Origin of the sequence: Maridesulfovibrio sp., from assembly GCF_963666665.1 — a bacterium.
Taxonomy (GTDB): Bacteria; Desulfobacterota; Desulfovibrionia; order Desulfovibrionales; family Desulfovibrionaceae; genus Maridesulfovibrio.
On record NZ_OY762999.1, the window covers coordinates 929190 to 949440 of the forward strand.

Annotated in this window: 18 protein-coding genes; 8 read left to right on the forward strand and 10 right to left on the reverse strand. The window is 47.7% G+C overall.

The window, feature by feature from the left end; translation table 11 throughout:
* Positions 1 to 17 precede the first annotated feature (17 nt).
* The 4 genes from ACKU40_RS04190 to cobI are packed head-to-tail and all read left to right on the forward strand — an operon-like array spanning position 18 to position 3407.
* On the forward strand, positions 18 to 1073 hold the full coding sequence (locus ACKU40_RS04190; RefSeq protein WP_320175275.1) for an iron ABC transporter permease: 1056 nt from the start codon (positions 18 to 20) through the stop codon (positions 1071 to 1073).
* Entirely contained in the window at positions 1070 to 1846 is a 777-nt protein-coding gene (locus ACKU40_RS04195; RefSeq protein ID WP_320175276.1) for an ABC transporter ATP-binding protein, read from the forward strand. Before ACKU40_RS04190 ends, ACKU40_RS04195 begins: the two co-directional genes overlap by 4 nt.
* Positions 1764 to 2699, forward strand: a complete 936-nt coding sequence (locus tag ACKU40_RS04200) for an ABC transporter substrate-binding protein (RefSeq protein WP_320175277.1) — start codon at positions 1764 to 1766, stop codon at positions 2697 to 2699. Before ACKU40_RS04195 ends, ACKU40_RS04200 begins: the two co-directional genes overlap by 83 nt.
* Positions 2700 to 3407: a precorrin-2 C(20)-methyltransferase gene (gene cobI / locus ACKU40_RS04205; RefSeq protein WP_320175278.1), complete on the forward strand. Its 708-nt coding sequence runs from the start codon at positions 2700 to 2702 to the stop codon at positions 3405 to 3407.
* Between the two features lie 64 nt (positions 3408 to 3471).
* Here cobI and ACKU40_RS04210 read toward each other — a convergent pair whose 3' ends face one another.
* From ACKU40_RS04210 to ACKU40_RS04235, 6 genes are all read right to left on the reverse strand, one after another.
* The gene (locus ACKU40_RS04210) at positions 3472 to 4422 is read right to left on the reverse strand and encodes an aminotransferase class IV (protein ID WP_320175279.1); all 951 of its coding nucleotides are present in this window, start codon (positions 4420 to 4422) and stop codon (positions 3472 to 3474) included.
* 193 nt (positions 4423 to 4615) lie between these two features.
* Positions 4616 to 5644 (reverse strand): aspartate-semialdehyde dehydrogenase, encoded by a 1029-nt coding sequence (locus tag ACKU40_RS04215; RefSeq protein WP_320175280.1) that lies wholly within the window; start codon positions 5642 to 5644, stop codon positions 4616 to 4618.
* A gap of 93 nt (positions 5645 to 5737) precedes the next feature.
* The gene (locus ACKU40_RS04220; RefSeq protein WP_320175281.1) at positions 5738 to 6610 is read right to left on the reverse strand and encodes a methylenetetrahydrofolate reductase; all 873 of its coding nucleotides are present in this window, start codon (positions 6608 to 6610) and stop codon (positions 5738 to 5740) included.
* Positions 6611 to 6759: 149 nt separating this feature from the next.
* Positions 6760 to 7164, reverse strand: a complete 405-nt coding sequence (locus ACKU40_RS04225) for an NUDIX domain-containing protein (protein WP_320175282.1) — start codon at positions 7162 to 7164, stop codon at positions 6760 to 6762.
* A complete protein-coding gene (locus ACKU40_RS04230) occupies positions 7164 to 9158 on the reverse strand; it encodes an ABC-F family ATP-binding cassette domain-containing protein (RefSeq protein ID WP_320175283.1) in 1995 nt (664 codons plus the stop codon). The genes ACKU40_RS04225 and ACKU40_RS04230 overlap by 1 nt, the downstream gene beginning before the upstream one ends.
* A 193-nt stretch (positions 9159 to 9351) precedes the next feature.
* The gene (locus tag ACKU40_RS04235; protein ID WP_320175284.1) at positions 9352 to 10089 is read right to left on the reverse strand and encodes a transporter substrate-binding domain-containing protein; all 738 of its coding nucleotides are present in this window, start codon (positions 10087 to 10089) and stop codon (positions 9352 to 9354) included.
* 171 nt (positions 10090 to 10260) lie between these two features.
* Between ACKU40_RS04235 and ACKU40_RS04240 the strand changes: the two genes are divergently transcribed.
* On the forward strand, positions 10261 to 10521 hold the full coding sequence (locus ACKU40_RS04240; protein ID WP_320175285.1) for a GIY-YIG nuclease family protein: 261 nt from the start codon (positions 10261 to 10263) through the stop codon (positions 10519 to 10521).
* A 113-nt stretch (positions 10522 to 10634) separates the two neighbouring features.
* Here the strand turns inward: ACKU40_RS04240 and ACKU40_RS04245 are convergent, their stop codons facing one another.
* Positions 10635 to 11327 carry a CatA-like O-acetyltransferase gene (locus tag ACKU40_RS04245; protein WP_320175286.1) on the reverse strand — a complete coding sequence of 231 codons (693 nt, stop codon included), beginning with the start codon at positions 11325 to 11327 and terminating at the stop codon, positions 10635 to 10637.
* Positions 11328 to 11459: 132 nt separating this feature from the next.
* Between ACKU40_RS04245 and ACKU40_RS04250 the strand changes: the two genes are divergently transcribed.
* From ACKU40_RS04250 to ACKU40_RS04260, 3 genes are all read left to right on the forward strand, one after another.
* Positions 11460 to 13151: a glycosyltransferase gene (locus tag ACKU40_RS04250; protein ID WP_320175287.1), complete on the forward strand. Its 1692-nt coding sequence runs from the start codon at positions 11460 to 11462 to the stop codon at positions 13149 to 13151.
* Between the two features lie 9 nt (positions 13152 to 13160).
* Complete coding sequence (locus tag ACKU40_RS04255; protein ID WP_320175288.1) at positions 13161 to 14813, forward strand: glycosyltransferase; 1653 nt, start codon at positions 13161 to 13163, stop codon at positions 14811 to 14813.
* Positions 14814 to 14881: 68 nt separating this feature from the next.
* Positions 14882 to 15109 carry a YgdI/YgdR family lipoprotein gene (locus ACKU40_RS04260; RefSeq protein ID WP_320175289.1) on the forward strand — a complete coding sequence of 76 codons (228 nt, stop codon included), beginning with the start codon at positions 14882 to 14884 and terminating at the stop codon, positions 15107 to 15109.
* Positions 15110 to 15163: 54 nt separating this feature from the next.
* Here the strand turns inward: ACKU40_RS04260 and ACKU40_RS04265 are convergent, their stop codons facing one another.
* The 3 genes from ACKU40_RS04265 to ACKU40_RS04275 form a co-directional block, all read right to left on the reverse strand.
* Positions 15164 to 16702: a methyl-accepting chemotaxis protein gene (locus tag ACKU40_RS04265; RefSeq protein WP_320175290.1), complete on the reverse strand. Its 1539-nt coding sequence runs from the start codon at positions 16700 to 16702 to the stop codon at positions 15164 to 15166.
* 272 nt (positions 16703 to 16974) lie between these two features.
* Complete coding sequence (locus ACKU40_RS04270; protein ID WP_320175291.1) at positions 16975 to 17517, reverse strand: hypothetical protein; 543 nt, start codon at positions 17515 to 17517, stop codon at positions 16975 to 16977.
* A 152-nt stretch (positions 17518 to 17669) separates the two neighbouring features.
* Positions 17670 to 19856, reverse strand: a complete 2187-nt coding sequence (locus ACKU40_RS04275) for a glutamine synthetase III (RefSeq protein ID WP_320175292.1) — start codon at positions 19854 to 19856, stop codon at positions 17670 to 17672.
* Between the last annotated feature and the right edge of the window lie 395 nt (positions 19857 to 20251).

A 20251-nucleotide genomic window follows, 5' to 3' on the forward strand; every position in this document is an offset into this window, starting at 1 on the left:
TAAATCGGGCGGTGAAGATGGTTTTTACAGGCAATAGAAGAGTACTGGCAGTCAGTGTACTGTCTTTGCTCGTGCCGCTTTCCATCTTTGCCGCCTGTCTTTTCGGGGCTTACGGAACTGAGTCGGCGCAGGTGATGGCGGTATTCAAATCCGCTCTTGGAATCGGCGCACAGAAGGTTGATCAGGCCCTTTCCTTTATTGTTATTGATCTGCGTTTGAGCAGGGTCTGTCTGTCATTTCTGGTGGGCATGTCTTTGGCTGTAGCCGGGACTGTCTATCAGGGAATCCTGCGCAATCCGTTGGCTGACCCGTTTACCCTCGGAGTGAGCAGTGGGGCGGCTTTCGGGGCCAGTCTGGCGATTTTTTCCGGCTCGACCATGCTGGGCGCGGAGCTCTGGGCCAGATTCGGGAATCTCTTCCTGCCGCTGGCTGCTCTTGCCGGAGCAATGGCTGCGCTCGGCGCGGTGCTTATACTTGGGCGTATCGGTGGAAGGCTTCGCCGGGAAACCATGGTCCTTGCCGGGATAGTGGTTGCGACTTTTCTTTCTGCGCTAATTTCATTGCTCAAGTCCCTTGATGAGGAGTCCGTAACCTCCATTGTTTTTTGGATTATGGGCAGTTTTCAGGGGCGCGGCTGGAGTCATTTACAGCTTTTCCTGCCGTACTTTATAGCTGGCATGATTCCGCTGGTTTATTATTCTCGCGAGCTGGATATTCTCTCTCTCGGTGAAACTCAGGCCCGCCATCTGGGTATGGATGTTTCCAAGGTGCGTATGGCCCTGCTGATCGGTTCCGGTCTGTTGACCGGGGCGGCGGTGGCTGTTTCCGGGATTATCGGGTTTGTTGGACTGATTGTTCCCCATCTAGTGCGGATGTTTCAGGGGGCGGAGCACAGGCCTTTGCTGCTTTCATCCTCCCTTTTGGGCGGGTTGTTGCTGGTCTGGTCCGATGTCATAGCCCGTTCGCTGCTTTCCGGTGGTGAAGAACTTCCGGTGGGCGTTGTAACTGCGTTGCTCGGTGGCCCGTTTTTCTGCATTGTACTGCGTTCCGGTTTTAAAGGTGGCAGCACATGATCAGTGTTAAGGATTTGAAAGCCGGATACGCAGGGCGTGAAGTCCTGCACGGAATAAACCTTAGTTTGTCTGCTGGTTCCATGACCGCCATTCTCGGTCCCAACGGTAGCGGAAAGACGACCCTTGTCTCATCTATTTCAGGGGTGCTTTCTCCATTGGAGGGCCGGATTGAGATTGAAGGGCGGGAGGTTAATGCATACCGTCCCCGTGAACTGGCCGGGATTATGGCAGTGCTTCCGCAACGGGTGGACCCCGCTTTCGGGCTGACCGTTAAATCCATGGTTATGATGGGCCGTTATGCCCACGGTTCAGGTTTTTTCGGTTATGATGCAGAAGATGAGAGAATTTGTGCCGAGGCCATAAAGCGGGTCGGGATCAGTCATTTAACTGAGCGTTCGGTTGCCGAGCTTTCTGGAGGAGAATTCCAGCGGGTGCTTATGGCCCGGACTGTGGCCCAGCAGGCCCGGATTATGGTGCTGGATGAAGCTTCGTCAGGCGTGGATGTAGCAGGAAAGATCGAGCTTTTCGATCTGCTGAAAAGTATGAATCGCGACGGCGCAACAATTGCCTGTGTGATCCATGACCTTAATCTTGCAGCTCTGTATTTTGACCGTCTGGTCTTCCTGCGTAAGGGAAATGTGGTGCTGGACGGTTCTCCTGCGGAAGTTATCACAGAGGAAAATATCTCAAATGTTTATGAAACATCTGTTGCGGTTGTTGAGCACCCGCGTCTCGGCGTTCAGCAGGTCCTTTTTTCTCCTGCTGCTGGTTAGTTTAGCAGGAACTGTGTCCGTGGGGCATGCTGCACTTTCCATTACTGATGATTTTGGTAATGAGGTTATCTTGCAGGTTCCGGCAAGGCGTATTGTGGCCCTTTACGGATCATTCAATGAGATTTTGTATGCCATGGACCTTGGAGAAAGGTTGGTGGCCCGGACTGCTGCGGATCATTATCCGGAACAGATTACGTCGCTGCCGTCCATAGGTACGCACATGCGGCCTAACCCGGAACTGATCGTGGCCCTGAAGCCTGATCTTGTTTTGCAAATGGCAGGACGCTCTCAGGCCGCAACAGCCCTTGATCCAATCAAGACAAGGGGCATCCCGTGTGCCATGTTCAAGGTGTCTTCGTTTGAGGACATGTTTTCCATGGTTCGTAGACTGGGTGTGCTTACCGGGGAACCGGAATCAGCAGCTGGTTTAATTGAGTCCATGAATGCGCGGCTTAATGCGGTGTCGCAAAAGTATGTGACTTCATCGGTAATGCCGTCAGTTTTTTTTGAAATACGTTATCCCAATCTGCTGGCTGCTGGTCAGGGTTCAATCGTCGATGATATTATCCGCCATGCCGGTGGAGTTAACTGCATCAGCAACCATAAAAAGATTGTGCGCATGGGCGAGGAAGAGCTGATGAGGCTGAATCCGCGAACTTATGTTTATCAGGCAGGACGTATGAATCCTTCTCCTGTCAGGCCCGATGAACGCAGTCATTTCAAGTTGATTGATGCAGTGCGTAATAAACGAATTTTAAAGGTGGACGAGTCGGTCTTTTCCCGGCCCGGTCCCAGAAATGTGGAAGCCGTGGAGATTCTTGCGGACTTCCTCTTCAACAACAAAGAGAAGTAAATGAGTAATTCTGGAAAAATATATGGTATCGGGGTCGGTCCCGGTGATTCCGATCTGTTGACAGTGAGAGCTGTGCGGGTACTTGAGAAAGTTGATATAGTCTTCGCAGCCTCTTCAACTAAAAACAAGTATTCCCACTCTCTTGAAATCGCTTCTGAATTTGTGCGTGATGATTGTGAGGTGGTTAAGCTTGGTTATCCCATGACCCGCGATAAGGATGTGTTGAGAGAAGCATGGGAAGAAAATTGTCATATTGCCTGTGATATGCTCAAAGGAGGTAAGACAGCGGCCTTTTTGACCCTTGGTGATCCGCTGATTTATTCCACTTTCGGCTACATGATGCAGACCATGAAGATGATGTGTCCTGAAGTTGAATTCGAGGTAGTGCCGGGCATCACTTCCTATCAGGCTGCAGCAGCAAGATCGCAGCAGGTATTGGTAGAATCCGGTCAGAATCTGTTGCTTACTTCCGGTGTTTCCGATCCTGAAAAGTTTGCCAAGTCTTTGGATAACGTAGACAATGCCGTAATCCTAAAAGCCTATCGTAATTTTCCTGAACTGCGCGATAAGGTTAATGAAATGGATAAGATGGATGTAAAATTCTACACCCGTCTGGGGCTGGATGGCGAGGCCATTTATTTGGATATCAATGAGGTTCCTGAAAAAACGAACTATCTTTCACTTATGCTGCTGACTGCCAAGAAGTAGCTCGCGATAGTCTATATAATGTTTAAGCAGGCCGTGAATCCATCGAGATCCACGGCCTGTTTTTTTAGCTCATAATAATCGGTGTTCCTGTTTCCTGCAGGTCTTTTTGCAGCAATTCGCGCATGCGTTTGCAGATGGGACCGGGACGGACATCGTGGATAGGTTTTTTGTTAAAGCGAACAACCCCTACGGCATCAATTGATGTGCCGCAGATGATGACCTCACGGGCCAGCAGGATGTCTTCTTCAGAGATGGCTCTGAAATCAACTTCAATCTCGTCTTCAATGAGCTGAAGGGCGCGGGCAATGGTTGTACCTGCCAGAGAATTGGTAAATTTCGGGGTATACAGCTTACCGTCCTGACCGACAATGCAGACATTTTCAGTTGCACCTTCTGCGAGGAAGCTGAGGTCATCGAAGCAGAAGGGTACGTCAAATCCTTCTTCCTTGGCGTTGATTTTCATCATTACGTTAGGGAGGTAATCGATGGACTTGATTGTAGCCAGATAAGGCTGCTTTGCCGGAACCTTGCTTCTGAAAGCGGTTACGCCTTTTTCATACCATGATTCGGGTTTGGGCTCGAATTTGTAGACGACAATGTACAGGGACGGAACCGGGCATTCATATGGAGTGATTCCGAATCCTCCGGGGCCGCGCCCAAGCATTACCCGGACCATGCCGGAATCAACACCTGCTGCTCCGGCTACTTCCAGAATGATATCCCTAAGTTCATCCCATGAGCAGGGCGGTTCCAGACTGATTGTGCGTGCCGATCGTTTCATGCGGCGCAGGTGCGGTTCAAGCTGGTAAAGTTTGCCGTCTACGAACTTCATGCTTTCAAAGACACCGTCTCCGCGATGGACCAAGTGGTCATCCCAAGGCATGAGCATGAGTTTCGGGTCTGTGCAGACCAACCCGATGCGGTGTTCGTAAAATGCGCAGATCTTTTCGGTTCCCGCACGCATTGCGGAAAGCATGGCATCAATATATTCGTTGCTGTCTACTTTTCTAATCAATTCCGGACTCCGTAAATTTATTTAAACCCCGTCAGGGATCATAACCGCCATAAACTTTGCAGAAATCTTCTTTCGCTAAGCCCATTTACATTACCGTTAAAGGACAGTCTTCCGCAAGTGGGAATACGGAATAAAAAAGCGGTGAAGTTCTTTCCAACTTCACCGCTTTTTAAAATTATAGATAGCTATTGTGCTATTTTACACGAACCAGATCACGTTCGATGAGTGTCTCGGCGATTTGTACAGTGTTCAGTGCAGCACCTTTGCGGATGTTATCGGAAACAATCCACATGTTCAGGCCGTTCTCGATGGTTTCATCTTCGCGGATACGACCAACGAATACATCGTCTTCACCTGCGCAGTCGATAGCCATGGGGTAAAGGTTCTTTTCAGGGTAGTCCACAACGGTGATGCCGGGGAAGCTGGAAAGCATGTTGCGGCATTCCTCAACAGTTACTTTTTCCTCGGTCTCAATGTTCACGGACTCGGAGTGGCTGTAGAAGACAGGCACACGCACTGTGGTAGCGGTGAGCTTGATGGAGTCGTCGCCCATGATCTTTTTGGTCTCGTTGACCATTTTCATTTCTTCTTTGGTGTAGCCGTTATCCATGAAAACATCGATGTGCGGCAGGCAGTTGAAAGCGATCTGGTGAGGGTAGACACTGGGTACGATGTCCTTGCCGTTGAAAAGTCTGCTTACCTGAGTTTCCAGTTCGGTGATGGCTTTCTGTCCGGTGCCGGATACTGCCTGATAGGTGGAAACAATGATACGCTTGATTTTTGCAGCATCGTGAATGGGCTTCAGCGCAACAACCATCTGAATGGTGGAACAGTTGGGGTTGGCGATGATGCCGGGGTGCCAGTCGAGATCTTCGGGGTTAACTTCGGGCACAACGAGAGGGATTTTGGGGTCCATGCGCCACTGGCTGGAGTTGTCCACGACTACGCAGCCCGCTTTAGCAGCAAGGGGTGCGAATTTTTCGGAGGTACCGCCGCCTGCGGAAAAGAGAGCGAGATCAAAACCTTCAAAGGAGTCTTCCTTCAGTTCGATAACAGTCAGTTCTTCACCTTTATAGGGAACCTTGGTTCCTGCGGAACGGGCGGAAGAAAAGGGAACAACTTCGGATGCGGGGAAGTCACGCTGCTCAAGGACTTTGAGCATTTCACGTCCAACCGCGCCTGTGGCCCCGACAACTGCAACTCTGGGATTTTTGGTACTCATAGCTAAACCTCCATATTCTTGACCCGGACCATCGGCAGTCCGGTTTATTTGTTAATTGTTTTCAGCAATATAAAATGCCGTTCTATAGCCGTATTAAAATTTTAATGCCTGACCGATTTCAAGGCAGGCTTTAGCTCTGTTCAAAGTGTAAAGATGGACTCCGGGTGCGCCTCCGTCCAGCAGTTCCTGTGCCTGTCTGGTGGCGAATTCAATGCCCAGCTTGTACACTGCATCATCTCCGCCTTCAGCGTGGGCCTTTTCCAGTGCGCTGAGAAATTTTCCGGGAATGGCAGCTCCGCACAGGGAAAGGATGAACTTTGCAGACTTGAGGCTCATGATGGGAAGCACTCCGGGGAGCACTGGCACATCAATGCCCATACCTTTGAGTCTGTCGCAGAAATCAAAGTAGACCCGGTTATCGAAAAAGAGCTGGGTGATGATGAATTCGCCGCCCTCATCGATTTTATACTTCATCCACTTGAAGTCTTCCTTGATGGAAGGAGATTCAAGATGTGCTTCCGGGTACCCGGCTACAGCAATGCCAACGCCGGGATGTTTATCTTTTACGTATGTTACGAGATCGGAGCCGTGCTTGAAGATCTGGGTGTTGAAATCGAAATCCTTATCATCAGCAGGGGCATCTCCGCGCAGGGCAAGGATGTTTTCAACGTCCGCCTCTTGGAGTGCGGAAACAAATTCACTGATGTTTTCAGGGCTGGCACCGACACAGGTCAGGTGTGCGAGAGGCTCAATGCCTGCATCCTGCTTCATTCTTTTGACAATTTCAAGTGAATTGTCTTGTGTTCCGCCACCTGCACCGTAAGTTACGGAAGCGAAGAGAGGGTTCAGCACTTTAAGCTTATCTACAACTTCAAAAAATTTAGGCCAAGATTCGCGATCCTTGGGAGGGAAGAATTCCAGCGAGATGAACTGTCCGTTTTTATTGATCAAGTCGATAATTTTCATGCTTAACTCCAATTTGATGCGTTTTGCGCTTTTGACGATTTGATTTCGCCTCCGGCGGCTTAAACTCTTTTACAAAAGGGTTTAAGGAGACCAAAACTTTTTTATAGGGCTCCGCCTCTGTTCGGCGGAAGAATGTGCGGGGAGGGATCTTATTTGTTAAGTTCCCGTTCTTTCAGCATTTCTAGGACTTCGTAGTTGACGGGTAGGAATTTTACATCGCGAATGTCGGTTATATCAAACCAGTCAAAACGCTGATCCTCAAGTGACTTCACTTGACCTGAAAAATCCCAGATGTCGAAAAAATTTAAGTGTACTGTATATTCGGGATACTCTACAGTCTTTTCCATCCAGAAGTCAAAGTTTGTAGGAGTTATACCTAGTTCTTCCTGAAGTTCACGCACCAGTGCATCACCAAAGGATTCATTGTATTCGACCTTGCCGCCGGGGAATTCCCACCATCCGGCATAGTCCTTACCTTTGGGGCGCTCAGCAGAAAGAAAAAGTCCGTCTTTCCAGATAACACCGGCAACAACTTCAATTGGTTTCTTATTCATTAACCTTCTTCCAAAAGCTGTTTCTTGCGTTCTTCCAATTCTGCAATTTCTTCTTCAAGTACGGCCATTTTTTCCATCAGCTCGTCAGCCCATGCGCTGGTTTCTGTGTAGCGGGAGTTTAGTTCCACAGCTGCAGCCCCGTCGTTGTACAGTTCCGGATCATTAAGCTGTTCTTCCATGGTCGCCTGATCTTCGAGAGTCTTTTCAAGGTCCTTTTCAAGCTTCTCGTATTCCGCAGTCTTGGGCTTGAGTTCCTTGTACAGGGCATTACGGATTTCAGCCTGTTTGCGCTTATCTTCCTTGCTCAGCTTGCGTTTGGCAGACTTGTAGCTGTCGCCGGAATCATCGGATTCAGTTTTGGCGGTCGGTGCTGCAAGCTTCTCTTTGCGGTAGTTATCGTATTCTTCGAAAGAGAAAAATGTTTCGATACCAGAATCGGTTAAAGCCCATATCTCGTCAGCAACTTCTCCAAGCAGGTAACGGTCGTGCGCTACAAAGAAAAGCGTGCCGTCGTAGTCTTTCAAGGCCCGGATTAAACCTTCACGGCTTTCAAGGTCCAGATGGTTTGTAGGTTCGTCAAGAATGAGCAGGTTGGCCCGCGAAAGGAAAAGTGAAGCGAGGATAAGCCTGTTCTTTTCACCACCGGAAAGAGCGGAAGCCTTGCGTTCAAAATATGTTTCACCAAGCAGAAACAGCCCCAGTACGCTTTTGAGCTGTTCCTCGGTTGTGTCCGGGTCGCAGAGACGGCGGATTTCAGACAGTGCGGTGGCTTCATCGCGCAATATTTCGCTCTGGTGCTGACTGAAGTAGGCCAAGCTTGTATTCTGCCCGATCTTGGCAAAACCAGCGTTTGGTTCAAGTGTGCCCATGATTACCTTGAGCAGGGTGGATTTACCGGCACCGTTGGGCGCGGCAAGGGCTACTTTCTTACCCCGGAAAAGCTGGAAATTGAGCAGGGGCCATATGGATGGCGGTTTGCCGTCATAGGAAAATTCAAGATCAACCACGTTGATGGCTGCTTTGTCCCCGCGTGAAGTAGGCGGGAGGCGGAAGCTCAGGGTTCTGCCGGAACGGTTGAGGTCGGCTTCTTCCTGAATCTTGTTCAGCTCCTTGGACATCTTTTCCACTTTCTTGATCTTGGACTGGGCTTGCGCAGCCTTGCGCGCCTTGACCCGGAAGCGGTTGATGTAGGAGTTCTCAGCCTCGATGCGTGCTGAAAGTTTGGCCACCTCACGGCTGCGCTGCTCAGCGTTTTCAGCTCGCCATTTAAGAAATTCGGTAAAGTTGCCGCGTCTGACCTGAGGACGTCCGGAGCCGAGAAAAAGCACGTGGGTGCCGACTTTATCCAGAAAAATACGGTCGTGAGCCACGTATATGACCGCGCCACGGAAGGAGAGCAGGTAGCTTTCCAGCCATTCCACGGCTTCAAGGTCAAGGTGGTTGGTAGGTTCGTCCAAAAGAAGTAGGTCAGCGCCCTGCAATAGAACACGGCCCAGCTTGGCGCGTTCACGCCAGCCGCCGGAAAGTTCCTTGATCTTGCTGAGCAGGTCGTGCTCCGAAAAGCCAAGTCCGGTCAGGATGGTACGGGCTTTGTGTTCAGGGTTATATCCGAACTGGTGTTCAAGCTCGGCCTGTTTTTCAGAGAGCCTTTCCATGTGGGCCTGATCATTCTTCTGCCCGGCTTCTTCCCACTGTTCCCATAGTTTGTTCCATGAAGGAAGGGCGGAAAGTACCCAGCTGAGCAGGGTGTGTTCAAGGATTTCCCCGGTTAACTCCTGAGCGACATAGCCGAGGCGGGCACCTTTGGAGATAGAGAGTACGCCAGCATCCGGTTCGATCTTTCCGGCAATAAGCTTGAGCAGGGTGGATTTACCGCAACCGTTCGGTCCGGCTACGGCAAGGCGCATTCCGGCGCTCACTTCAAATGAAAGGTCGCTGAAAAGGTCTTCTCCGTTATAGGATTTTTCAAGGGATGAAATAGTAATTCTGGGCATCAGGTCTCCGGTTTAGGGCTATCGGCCCTCTCAAAAAGGCAGAAAATTGAATGAAATTTATAATAAGATACGCGAAACGCAGGAATATTTGCGTTAGGCGGTCATAAACTGGGTAAGCCCGTCAAATTATATGGATGGCGTATAGAAAGCAAGTTAAATCAGGTGGCAGGTAGAATTCTAAAGGTAATCATGCTTAATAATATTTTTCGATAATTTGGTCGAAAGTGCCTTCGCGGCGTATGATGGACATTCCTTCAGCGAAGTTGGAAAGGATATAGTTTGCTTCGGGATTGTTTTTAGAAATCATCAGATGGAGAGTTACTTCGTACATGGGAGTCTTCGTGTGGCTGAATTCATTTGCCTGATCCGGAAAATTATTTTGTATTTCACGTTTGGCCACTAAGTTGTTGATAGGAAAAAGCTGGATTCTGTTTCGTAATAGCATCTGTAGTGCTGTTGTATTGTTTTTTATTACTGTTGCAGGAACTCCGTTTCTTTTAAATAGCTCGTAGTGGACAAATCCATTTAAGGTTCCTATGCGATATTTTCGTAGGTCTTTATATCCGCTAAAATCATACTTGTGCATGTTTTGTTTGGAGTAATAAAGGTAAGTCTTTTCTGTTATCATTGGGACAGAAAAGACAGCAAACTTTTTGCGTTCGTGTGTCTTAACGTACGGAAAAGTAACAACATCCATATTGTGCTGGATCATCTTTTCACATCTGGGCCAAGGATAAAATTCAAGTGCCGTTTCTATTCCCACTGCTTTGAATGCGGCTAGTACTATCTCAGTAGTTATTCCCGGTTCAGCAGGATTTGCACTTACGTAAGGAGCCCAGTTCCCAGATATGAGCTGGAGCTTTTTTGCATAACATGGAACTGATCCTAATATAAAAGAGAGGATGGTTAGTACTGATATAAGTGTGCGCATGATATCACCTACGTTTTTTTAATATTGCCATGTTTGGGTAGTGATGTCGATGCTGCATTGCGTTTTCAATGCTTAGTTTGTGTGCTGAACGGGCAGGCTGTGCTAGAATATGTTCGATCCATTCTAAATTTGATTTTGACCAGATTGTTTAAGGGAGTTATGCACCAATTCATGAGCACATGGTACGTATATCTGCTGCGTTGCAGCGACAATTCCCTTTACTGCGGTGTAACTACTGACCCGGAGCGCAGGCTGGAAGAACACAATTCCGGCAAGGGCGCAAAGTACACCCGTTGCCGGTTGCCTGTTAAGTTCGAAGCATATGAAGCCTTTCCTGACAAACGCGCAGCCTACCGCGCTGAGTATGCTGTTAAGCAGAAGAAGGCAGCGCAGAAGGTTGGTTTTTTGCGAGAGCTGGCAACGCAAGGGTAAATTAAATTTCGTCTTAATGCGCTATTTGCGAAGCATAATAAAAGTTTTGGGAGAGTCCAGAGAACCCTTTTTTAAAAGGGTTCTTTGGTCCCCGAAGGGCCGCCGGAGGCTTCCTACAAATAATCTTCCGGTTCCTTACACATCGCATCAAATTTCTGAAAAAACTCTCCGAAATGCTTGCCGTCCATGAGGCCGTGCAGGGCTTCAACTGCCACTGGCATCATTTTTCTTCCGGATTCATTCTCAGTCACATGACCGAACAGGATTCGGGGTACTGAGTCTGTATTGCAATTTCCCCAAGGGTTGCTGGCAGAGGTGAAGGCCACGCCGTTAACCACGCTGAAATAGAACAGGTTAGGTTTTTCTCCGCCTGCGGGGGTGAGGGTCGGTTTTTCGTCTGTGGCCTGACGGGCAACTTCAATGTTAGCTGCTGTTTCGCTGAAATTTTCATCAAAACGGCAGAGGCAGTTGGCGTGCAGGTTGCGTCCTTTAGGAATGTAGGTGAATGCCGGATGGATTACGTCGTAGATTGCCGGTTTGCCTTCCACAATGCGGGTGCGGAATTCAGGAATATCGTTTGCCGCACGGGTTGCCAGATAATAGAGTATGGATGAGAGGCGAATTTTGACGGAACCATTGTTCTGTTCTTTACGAAAGTTGAAAAGTTCGGTCACATCCTGCTGTACTGTGAAACCGTAGCGGCTGGTGCACAGGGATTGAAAAAAGGTAAAGTGTTCAGCTCGTTCCCATGTTTCCATATCCAGAAATTCCATTTTGCTTTTAGTCAGCAGAGCTTTGTTTATCATGAGTTTTCTCGTATATATTTTTAAGTTTTAAAATCAAATTTGGGCCAGCTATAACGAATGAAAGGGCAGTCCGTAAACAGTTCATTACTTATCTAAAAAAATCACAATCAAGGATTGTCACAGCATGCTGTAATGACATACATATTCAATATGTCGAAACGAGCTTACAATGTAGAACCCGTGATGGATCAGGGTAGTGTTGCCGATGTGCGCATCCATATCGACGGCAAGAAATGGCACCTATGGGGGCGTATGGGTGAGGTACGTGAACGCGGTCTTGCTGAAGCGGTTGCGCCCGGAAAGCTGCCTGTACTTATTGGCGCCGGACTTGGTGTCTGCATAGCAGAATTGTTGAAATCCGGCCCGGTGGCAGTGCTGGATAATGATCCTTTGATAGCTGAAACTTCCGGCGCAGCTGAGTTTCTGGAACACCCTCAGGTTACATGGCTGAGTGGTGATCCGGTTCAGGTTCTGGAACAGGTTCGGCAGTGGCGTTTTGCTAACGGTAACAGCCCGCTGGAACTTGTGAAGATTCCCTTGTACCAGCGACTGGATCGTGACTGGTATCTTGCTATCGGTAATACCCTTGAGGATGAAAAGGATTCCGAGCCAGTAGATTTCTGGTCCGAGGTTGCCTATTCGAAATTTCGAAATGAAAAGCCGAAAGTACTATTCTTCTATCGTAAATATTTCCTGATGGGCGAGATCACTGCCGCGCTTGAGCGTTTGGGTATTGAATTTCGTAGTGTGGATATTGGAACCGGGGACACGGTGCGTGAAGGATTTGTGGAAGATCTGCTGCATACAGTTGTTGATTTCAAGCCTGATTTTGCACTGACCGTGAACCATTTTGGTGTGGACCGGGAAGGCAAGCTCACTGATCTGCTTCTGAAACTAAAACTTCCGCTGGCCTCGTGGTTTGTTGATAATCCGCACCTGATTCTTTACCGCTACTCCGATGTTTTGCCTGATTTGACCGCTATATTTACTTATGATGCGGGTAATTTAGAGATTATGAGTGATAAAGGGTTTGAGAATGTATTCTACCTCCCGCTTGCAACGGATGTAGAGCGTTTTAAGCCGGGGCTTCCGGGACGGGCTGAATGGCGTGCTGATGTTTCTTTTCTCGGTAATTCCATGGTTTATGCGGTGGATGATTATCTGCGGTCCAGTGGACTGGATGCTGAGTTGGAACAGAGAGTGCCGGAGTTGGCAATAGAGTTTGGCGAGCGGGCGGAGCTTTCCGTTGAAGAGTTTTTGCGTAATTCGCATCCAGAGCTTCTGGAGAAGATGGAAAATTTAGCCACTGACGAGAATAAACTCTCCTTTGAGGGTTTGATTACATGGGAAGCAACCCGCCGTTACCGTCTTTCCTGCGTACGAGAATTATTGCCGTTTAATCCCCTTATTGTAGGTGATAATGGCTGGCATGAATTGTTGGAAAAAGGAAACTGGCGTTATCTGCCTTCTTTGGATTATTATAATGACCTGCCCGGATTTTATCCCATGTCCAAGGTTGGATTCAATTGTACCAGCAGGCAGATGAAAGGTGCAGTCAATCAAAGGGTTTTTGATGTTCCGGCCTGCGGCGGATTTGTGCTTACTGATTACCGGGAGCAGATGGAAGCTCTTTTCGAACCGGGCACTGAGATTATTGCCTATAATGAAATTTCGGAAATCGGCCCGCTGTTGGAAAAATGGCTGGCTGATGATGCTGGGCGGGCTAAGGTTACTGCTGCCGCGCGTAAACGGATTATGGCCGAACATACCTACGAACACAGGCTTTCCGTTTTGCTGGAAAAAATGCGTCAAACATTTGGGTAGGAAAGGATTATGTCAGGTAAATTCTGGGGATTTTTGGACACTGCTTCCCGCTACAGGCTTCTGGTTTCCGGGCATGGCAAGCCTCATCTTATGGAAACCGCAAACCGTATCATCAACAGTGCCGAGAGCAGTCGCGAGAAAAGTGCGCTTATTGATCTGGGTGTGGATATGTTTCTTGCTGCATGGGAAGTCAGCCCCTTGGACGGGCAGCTTGCATCCAACCTGCTGGCCATAAATAAGCAGCTGAACTTTCTGCCGGCGCCGTTGGTGGAGAGTATGTCGCTGATTGCCTCAAATAGTGCCATTCCAGAGAATCTGGGCTACCTGCAACGGCTTATCGCTAAAGATGATAAGGATAAGCTGCTCGATTATCTTTCCAAGCAGACTGAGCGCGAGCCGGAAAATTTTTTCTGGCTGTCCCATCTGCTCGATCTGGCATTTTTTCTCGGCAGACATGAGGTTGCCAGTGCCGCCCTTGCCCGTGACTGGCCTACATCAATGAATATGGTGCTTAATAAATATGCCGGGGACATTGCTTTCTGCTCCGGGGATTATGAGCAGGCTGAAGCTATTTATTCCGATGTTTCTGAGGGTGCATTAATTTTGGGCGAGAATTTGTTACGGCTTGCCGAGAGCGTAGATCGTATGGGCAGGCGAGATGAAGCAATGATTCTTTGGCGGGATCGCATGACTGCCCGTCCGTGGCAGGTTAATACATGGTTTAAGGTTTATGATCGATTGTTAGGTAGTGGCGGTTCGAAACTGCTTGATGGTTTGGTTGCAGTTTGTCTGTATACCTTTAACAAAGCGGATGACTTTGACGAGACTCTCAAGTCGCTGGCGCTGTCGCCGCTTGATAATGTGCATATCTTCGCGCTTGATAACGGAAGTTCTGATCATACTTCCGAAGTAATAAGTCGCTGGAAATCGCAACTTGGTGATCGCTTCAGCCGTATAGACCTGCCGGTTAATGTAGGAGCTCCTGCTGCACGTAACTGGCTTAAAAATATGAATGAGCTTAAGCTTTACGACTATGTTGCCTACCTTGATGACGATGCCTTTATTCCGGCGGATTGGCAGGCCCAGTTCAGTGCGGCGGTGGAGTCCTACCCAGAAGCAGGTGTATGGGGCTGCAAGGTGGTGAATGAAGATCAGCAGGAAGTTATCCAGCATGCGGACTTGCATCTTCGGGAGACTCCTGCAGGGTTTGAAGATGTGGTCCGCAGTTTTGAGTTTGCTTATCTTGATCCATACAATCAGGACCTTGATTACGGGCAGTTTGATTATTGCCGTCCCTGCGTTTCCGTTACCGGATGCTTCCATCTTTTCAGACAGAATATTTTGAGCCAGAGTGGTGATTTTGATTTGCGCTATTCTCCTACCCAGTATGATGACCTCGATCATGACTTGATGCTTGCCAAGGCAGGAAAAACTGCGGTGTATCAGGGTAAACTCAAAGTTCAGCATAAACGTAAGTCCGGTTCTGCCGTATCAATCAGCCGGTCCGCCCGCGGCAGCGGGGCAGGTAATGTGTTGAAGCTTGAATCAAAATATGAAGCTAGGGATGTAGCGGCGATTATTAAGCGTGATATTGAGCGGTTGGAAAATGATTTCACCGGGAAGGCCCTCAAAGTAGGGCATGTGATGAAGGAAGTAGAGTAGTTAACTAAGCTCGTTGTTGTACCTGCAATAATCTGTTAGAGTTTTCCAAACCCTAGAAGGAGTGGAAAATGAAAAATATTTTAATTGCGGGCTTATTGTGTGTTGGTCTCTTCGTATTCGTTGGTTGTGGATCAAAACATCATACCATTACCAGAACTGATGGTTCTACTGCGGTAAGTGTAGGTGCGCCTCAATTTGATAAGGACTCAAATACCTATACTTATGAGAATCTTGATGGTCAGCAGACAACAATAAAACGTGAAGATGTGCAGCAGATAGAAGAAAATAAGAAATAGATTTGTTAGCTGAGTAAGCCGGGATCTCACGTTGAATGAGTTCCCGGCTTTATTTTATGCCTCTTGAGTTTGCATCTTGTTCATGAATTCTTCAAGGTCGGTTGCGAGGGACGTCAATTCCGACACTGCACTGGAAACCATGTCCATTGAATCTGAAGTCTGTGTTGCGATATTGTTCACCATATCGATTGCATTTGTAACTTCTTCACTGGCAGCTGACTGCTGTTCTGCTGCCGTTGCTATCCCTTCCACTTGTCCAGCTGTTATTTTCGATATTTCAAGTATCTGTTTGAGTGCTGTGTCAGCTTTGCCGCACATTTCTGTGGCCTGCTGAATACTGTGCAGGGTGTCTTCTGTGGCAGATGTGCTTTTCTGTGAACTGTTCTGAATAGCGCTTATGTATTCACCGACTTCTTTGGTAGCGTGCATGGTGTTTTCAGCCAGTTTTCTGATCTCGTCGGCTACTACAGAAAAACCTCTTCCTGCTTCCCCGGCTCTGGCTGCTTCAATGGCGGCGTTAAGGGCAAGAAGGTTGGTTTGGTCGGCAATGTCGGAGATAACCTGCATGATGGTTGTTATTCCGTTGCTGTGGGTTTTAAGGGTGCCCATTTCCTGTTTGAGGTTGCCGGCTTTCATATTTACTTCTTCCATAACTTCGATGACATTTTCAACAAGACCTGACCCTTCGCTGGCTGTTTCCTGAGTCTGGCGGGCCATGCGTGCTGCATCACTGGAATTTCTGGATACTTCAAGGATTGATGCGTTCATCTGTTCCATGGAAGTTGCCACTTCTTCTGTTCTGGCCCGCTGGTCATGGATTCCCTTGCTGGAGTTTTGGATTTCAGAACTGATTTCATCTGAAGTGCCTGCAAGCTGTTCTGATATTTTCGTGGCGTCGGTCACTCCCTTGGCAATTTTTTTATTTTGGGCAGTGATGAAATCTTCTTTAAGCTTGATGTTTGTGAAGTCCATGATGGTGGTAAAACCGCCGAGGAGATTTCCTCTGGCATCGTAAATTGGTGAGGAAGCGACAGAAATATATTTTGTTGTACCTTTGCGCCCGTCAACTTGGCCTTTTACAAAGAGTTTCTTTTTTTCTTCCATGCATCTTTCGGATACAGTTTCCTGTTTTTTGCCGTAAAAGAAAGTAGAGAAGTCCTGCCCAATGTATTTGTTTGTCTCTCCATCTTCTTCAATTAATTTTATAATGCTTTCATTAATCCAACTGATGTTGCCATTAGGATCAACGACTACCATAGGGGTCATTATATTTTTGAGCATGGATTCGCTCATGCCTACTTTTTCGTTCAGGATGTTATTAAGCCCTTCAATTGCAGTTGACAGGATGCCAATCTCAGCCATGAAGTTGTGATGCGGAATGGGCGTGTAATCTGCTTTGGAAATTCTTTCGACTTCACAGATAAGTATCTTGATAGGTGAGATAATTCTACGTTGTATAATAAAACCAAGGGCGAGCAATGATACAATTGAAACAGAAACAATAATGATTGCTGCTTCATTCTGGATAAAAAAAAGTCCTATGGCAAGTAAGATAGCAATTGTTGCAATGGATGCATACAGGCGTACGGTCATTTAGGCCTCCAGTTCTATGATAGAAATGCTGAAAGAACGAAAGCATGTTTGATGCCATGTGTTTGTTTATATACTGTAACAAGTGATGGAGTGTTTTTGGGTTGGTTTTTGGTAGCTGTAAATGAGTCATATTAGCACAGTGTTGACTGAGAATTAGGATATGAAGAGATTTATTCGAAGTCTTTTTAGTATATTAAGTTGTGTGTCATAATTTCTTAAGCAAAAAAAAAGAGGCCAGAAGGCCTCTTTAAATAAGATCTAAATGTAGAATTTTATTCCATGGCATTGGAAAGCTTTTCAAAATAAGGACGCACAACTTTTACATCCTCAGCAGGTGCTTTGATCATGGCTTTGGCCATCTTCATGGAAGACAGCATGTGTTCTTTCATCATTTTTTTCTGTTCCGGGCTCATGTTCGGATCAGCTTCCATTTGAGCTATTGCAGCTTCAAGCTCGGCCATACCTGCATTCCCTTCCGCTTCCATTGCGATGGAGGCAAACGCCTTAACTACGCGTCCTGCGGTTTCAGGCCATGTCTTGTCGGTGAATCCGTTAGCTTCGATGATCATTTTTGCTTTCGGGGTGTAACCATAAAGCATGGCAAATTCTTTATTAAGCATTTCAGGGTCAAAAGGGTCTACATCGCTTTCGCCGGACTCTTCCTTTTCCTCTTCCATCTGGTCCATGATCGGGTCTAGTTGTTCCAGTGTTTTTACAACCCGTTCTACCTGATCTCCCGTAAGAGGGGACATGGCATTCGCAGTGAATGCGAAAAGGAAGGTCAGTACGGCCAGTAACAGTATTTTTTTAAGCATTATTCCTCCAAGCAGATTATTTACCCCGACTAATTATTAAGGGTATATATTAAATTAAGATTTTGTAAAGAGGGTTGTAGAAAATGAAAGGTCCCCGCTCAATTAAGAGCAGGGACCTTTCTTAGCTTAAGGATATGGCAGTATCTATTTTTTTATTTGATGAACAGCATTTCAGAGTAGCTGGGCAGGCACCAGAGGTCGTCTGCAACAACTTCTTCAAGCTGATCGGCGTACTTGCGGACTTCCAGCATTGCGGGAAGTGCGGTGCAGCAGAGGTATTTTGCTTCTTCTTCTACATCGCCTTCAGGCTTGGCAGCCATGATTTTTTCAAGTTCGATGTTTGCATTCTGCATGCCGCGAAGTTTAGCGGTTACGTCTTCAAGGGTGCCGGTGGTGAATTCCACGCCGATGGCTTTCATTGCAGCGCAGGTTTCAGCCAGTTCTTTCTGGTAGCGAACTGCGCCGGGGAGAATATGAGTCTTGGCGAGTTTGGTTACCAGTGCAGCTTCGGTGACGATAGCCTGATTGTACTGTTCGAGGTAGATTTCTTTACGGCTTTCCAGTTCTTCTTTGGTGAAGACACCGTATTTGGTGAACAGTTCCACGGAGTCTGCAGAAGAGATCTCGGGGATTGCGTCTGCGGAGGTACGCAGGTTAGGCAGGCCGCGTTCTTCTACAGCTTCTTTGTGCCACTTGTCAGAGTAACCGTCGCCGTTGAATACAATCTGGCCGTGCTTATCCATGATGTCTTTGATGACTTTATTTACGGCATCATTGAGTTTGGACTTGTCACCGCCCATGATAGATTCCATTTCATCGGCGATGAAATCGAGAGATTCAGCCATCATGGTGTTCAGGGCAACCTGAGGACCTGCGATGGAGAGGTTTGAACCTACTGCGCGGAACTCGAAACGGTTACCGGTAAAGGCAAACGGGCTGGTACGGTTACGGTCTCCTGCGTCTCTGGGCAGCGGAGGCAGGGTGTCTACGCCGGCTTTAAGGAAACCAGTGGAGGTCGGAGTCGGGGAGTTGCCTTCCTGAATCTTGTTGAAGATTTCAGAGAGCTGGTCGCCGAGGAAGATGGACATGATTGCCGGAGGTGCTTCGTTTGCACCGAGACGGTGGTCGTTGGAAGCTGTGGCAACTACTGCACGCAAAAGTTTGCTGTGAATGTGTACTGCGCGAATTGCTGCAGCGCAGAAGATGAGAAACTGTGCGTTTTCGTGGGGGTTGTCGCCCGGATCGAAAAGGGAACCGTGTCCGTTGCAGCTCAGGGAGTAGTTGAGGTGCTTACCGGAACCGTTGATTCCTGCGAAAGGTTTTTCGTGAAGCAGGCAGACCATACCGTGGCGTTTGGCCACACTTTTCAGGGTGGTCATAACCATCTGGTTGTGGTCGGTAGCAATGTTGGACTGTTCGTAAACAGGAGCGATTTCGAACTGACCGGGAGCTACTTCGTTGTGGCGAGTCTTAACCGGTACACCCAGTTTGTAGAGTTCGTGCTCAACATCCATCATGAAAGAAAGTACGCGGCGGGGAACAGCGCCGAAGTAGTGGTCATCCAGTTCCTGTCCTTTTGCGGGTTTTGCACCGAAAAGGGTCCTGCCGGACATCATGAGGTCGGGGCGTGCGAAGTAGAAGTTACGGTCAATAAGGAAGTATTCCTGCTCAGGACCGGCATTGGAAGCAACGCGGTTACCGGAGTTGTCACCGAAAATATTAAGAATGCGCTGTGCAGAAGTGTTAACCACCTGTGTTGCTTTCAGCAGAGGAGTCTTTTTATCCAGTGCTTCACCTTTCCAGGAGATGAATGCGGTAGGGATGCACAGGAAAGTTCCGTTAGGATTCTCAAGGATATAGGCAGGGCTGGTTACATCCCATGCGGTGTATCCACGAGCTTCAAAGGTGGCGCGCAGACCGCCGTTGGGGAAGCTGGACGCATCGGGTTCACCCTGAATGAGCAGTTTGCCTTCAAATTCAGCAATGCAGTTGCCGTTACCTTCGGGAGAGATGAAGCTGTCATGCTTCTCTGCGGTCAGGCCGGTCAGGGGATAGAAAACGTGAGTGTAATGGGTTGCGCCTTTTTCCATTGCCCATTCTTTCATTGCGTTTGCAACGGTATCAGCGATGGAAGGATCGATTGCAGCACCTTCTTCAATGGTCTTTCTCAGGGATTTGTAGACTTTCTTGGGAAGTCTATCCTTCATTACGCTGTCGTTGAAGACATTGCAGCCGAAGAGTTCGGTGGGTTTAGTGTCGGCAAAGCTGAAGGAAGCTTCAGGGATAGAGTAGTTGGTCACTGCAGTGATCGCACCCTGGCGGGAGGTGTTTGAACTCATTTGAAAAAACTCCTTAAATCTTTTTTATTGGTGATCTTCGCTTGGCGAAGAATTTTGGGCTTTAATCAAATCTGATCCTACATAAGCAGGAGGTGTGCCGTTGTTTTGAAAATCTTATATTACATATGGTTAAGTAGTTTTGCTGGTGTTTTTGTATATGTTGATCTTACAAAAATGTAGAATGAGGTGTTCTGTAGAGATGTGGGTAGTTACAAAATTGTTATTAATTTTATGCAAAGCTCAAAAGAAGGGTAAATTGATTACAAATTTGTATAATTTGATCCGTCAAACTGTTTTTTTAAGAGGATATCCCTTAGTTTGCGTGTACAGAGCGGCTTGGGAAAGATTGCACTTGTACCACGTGTGTTGGTGACTTCCTACATTAATATACTTAG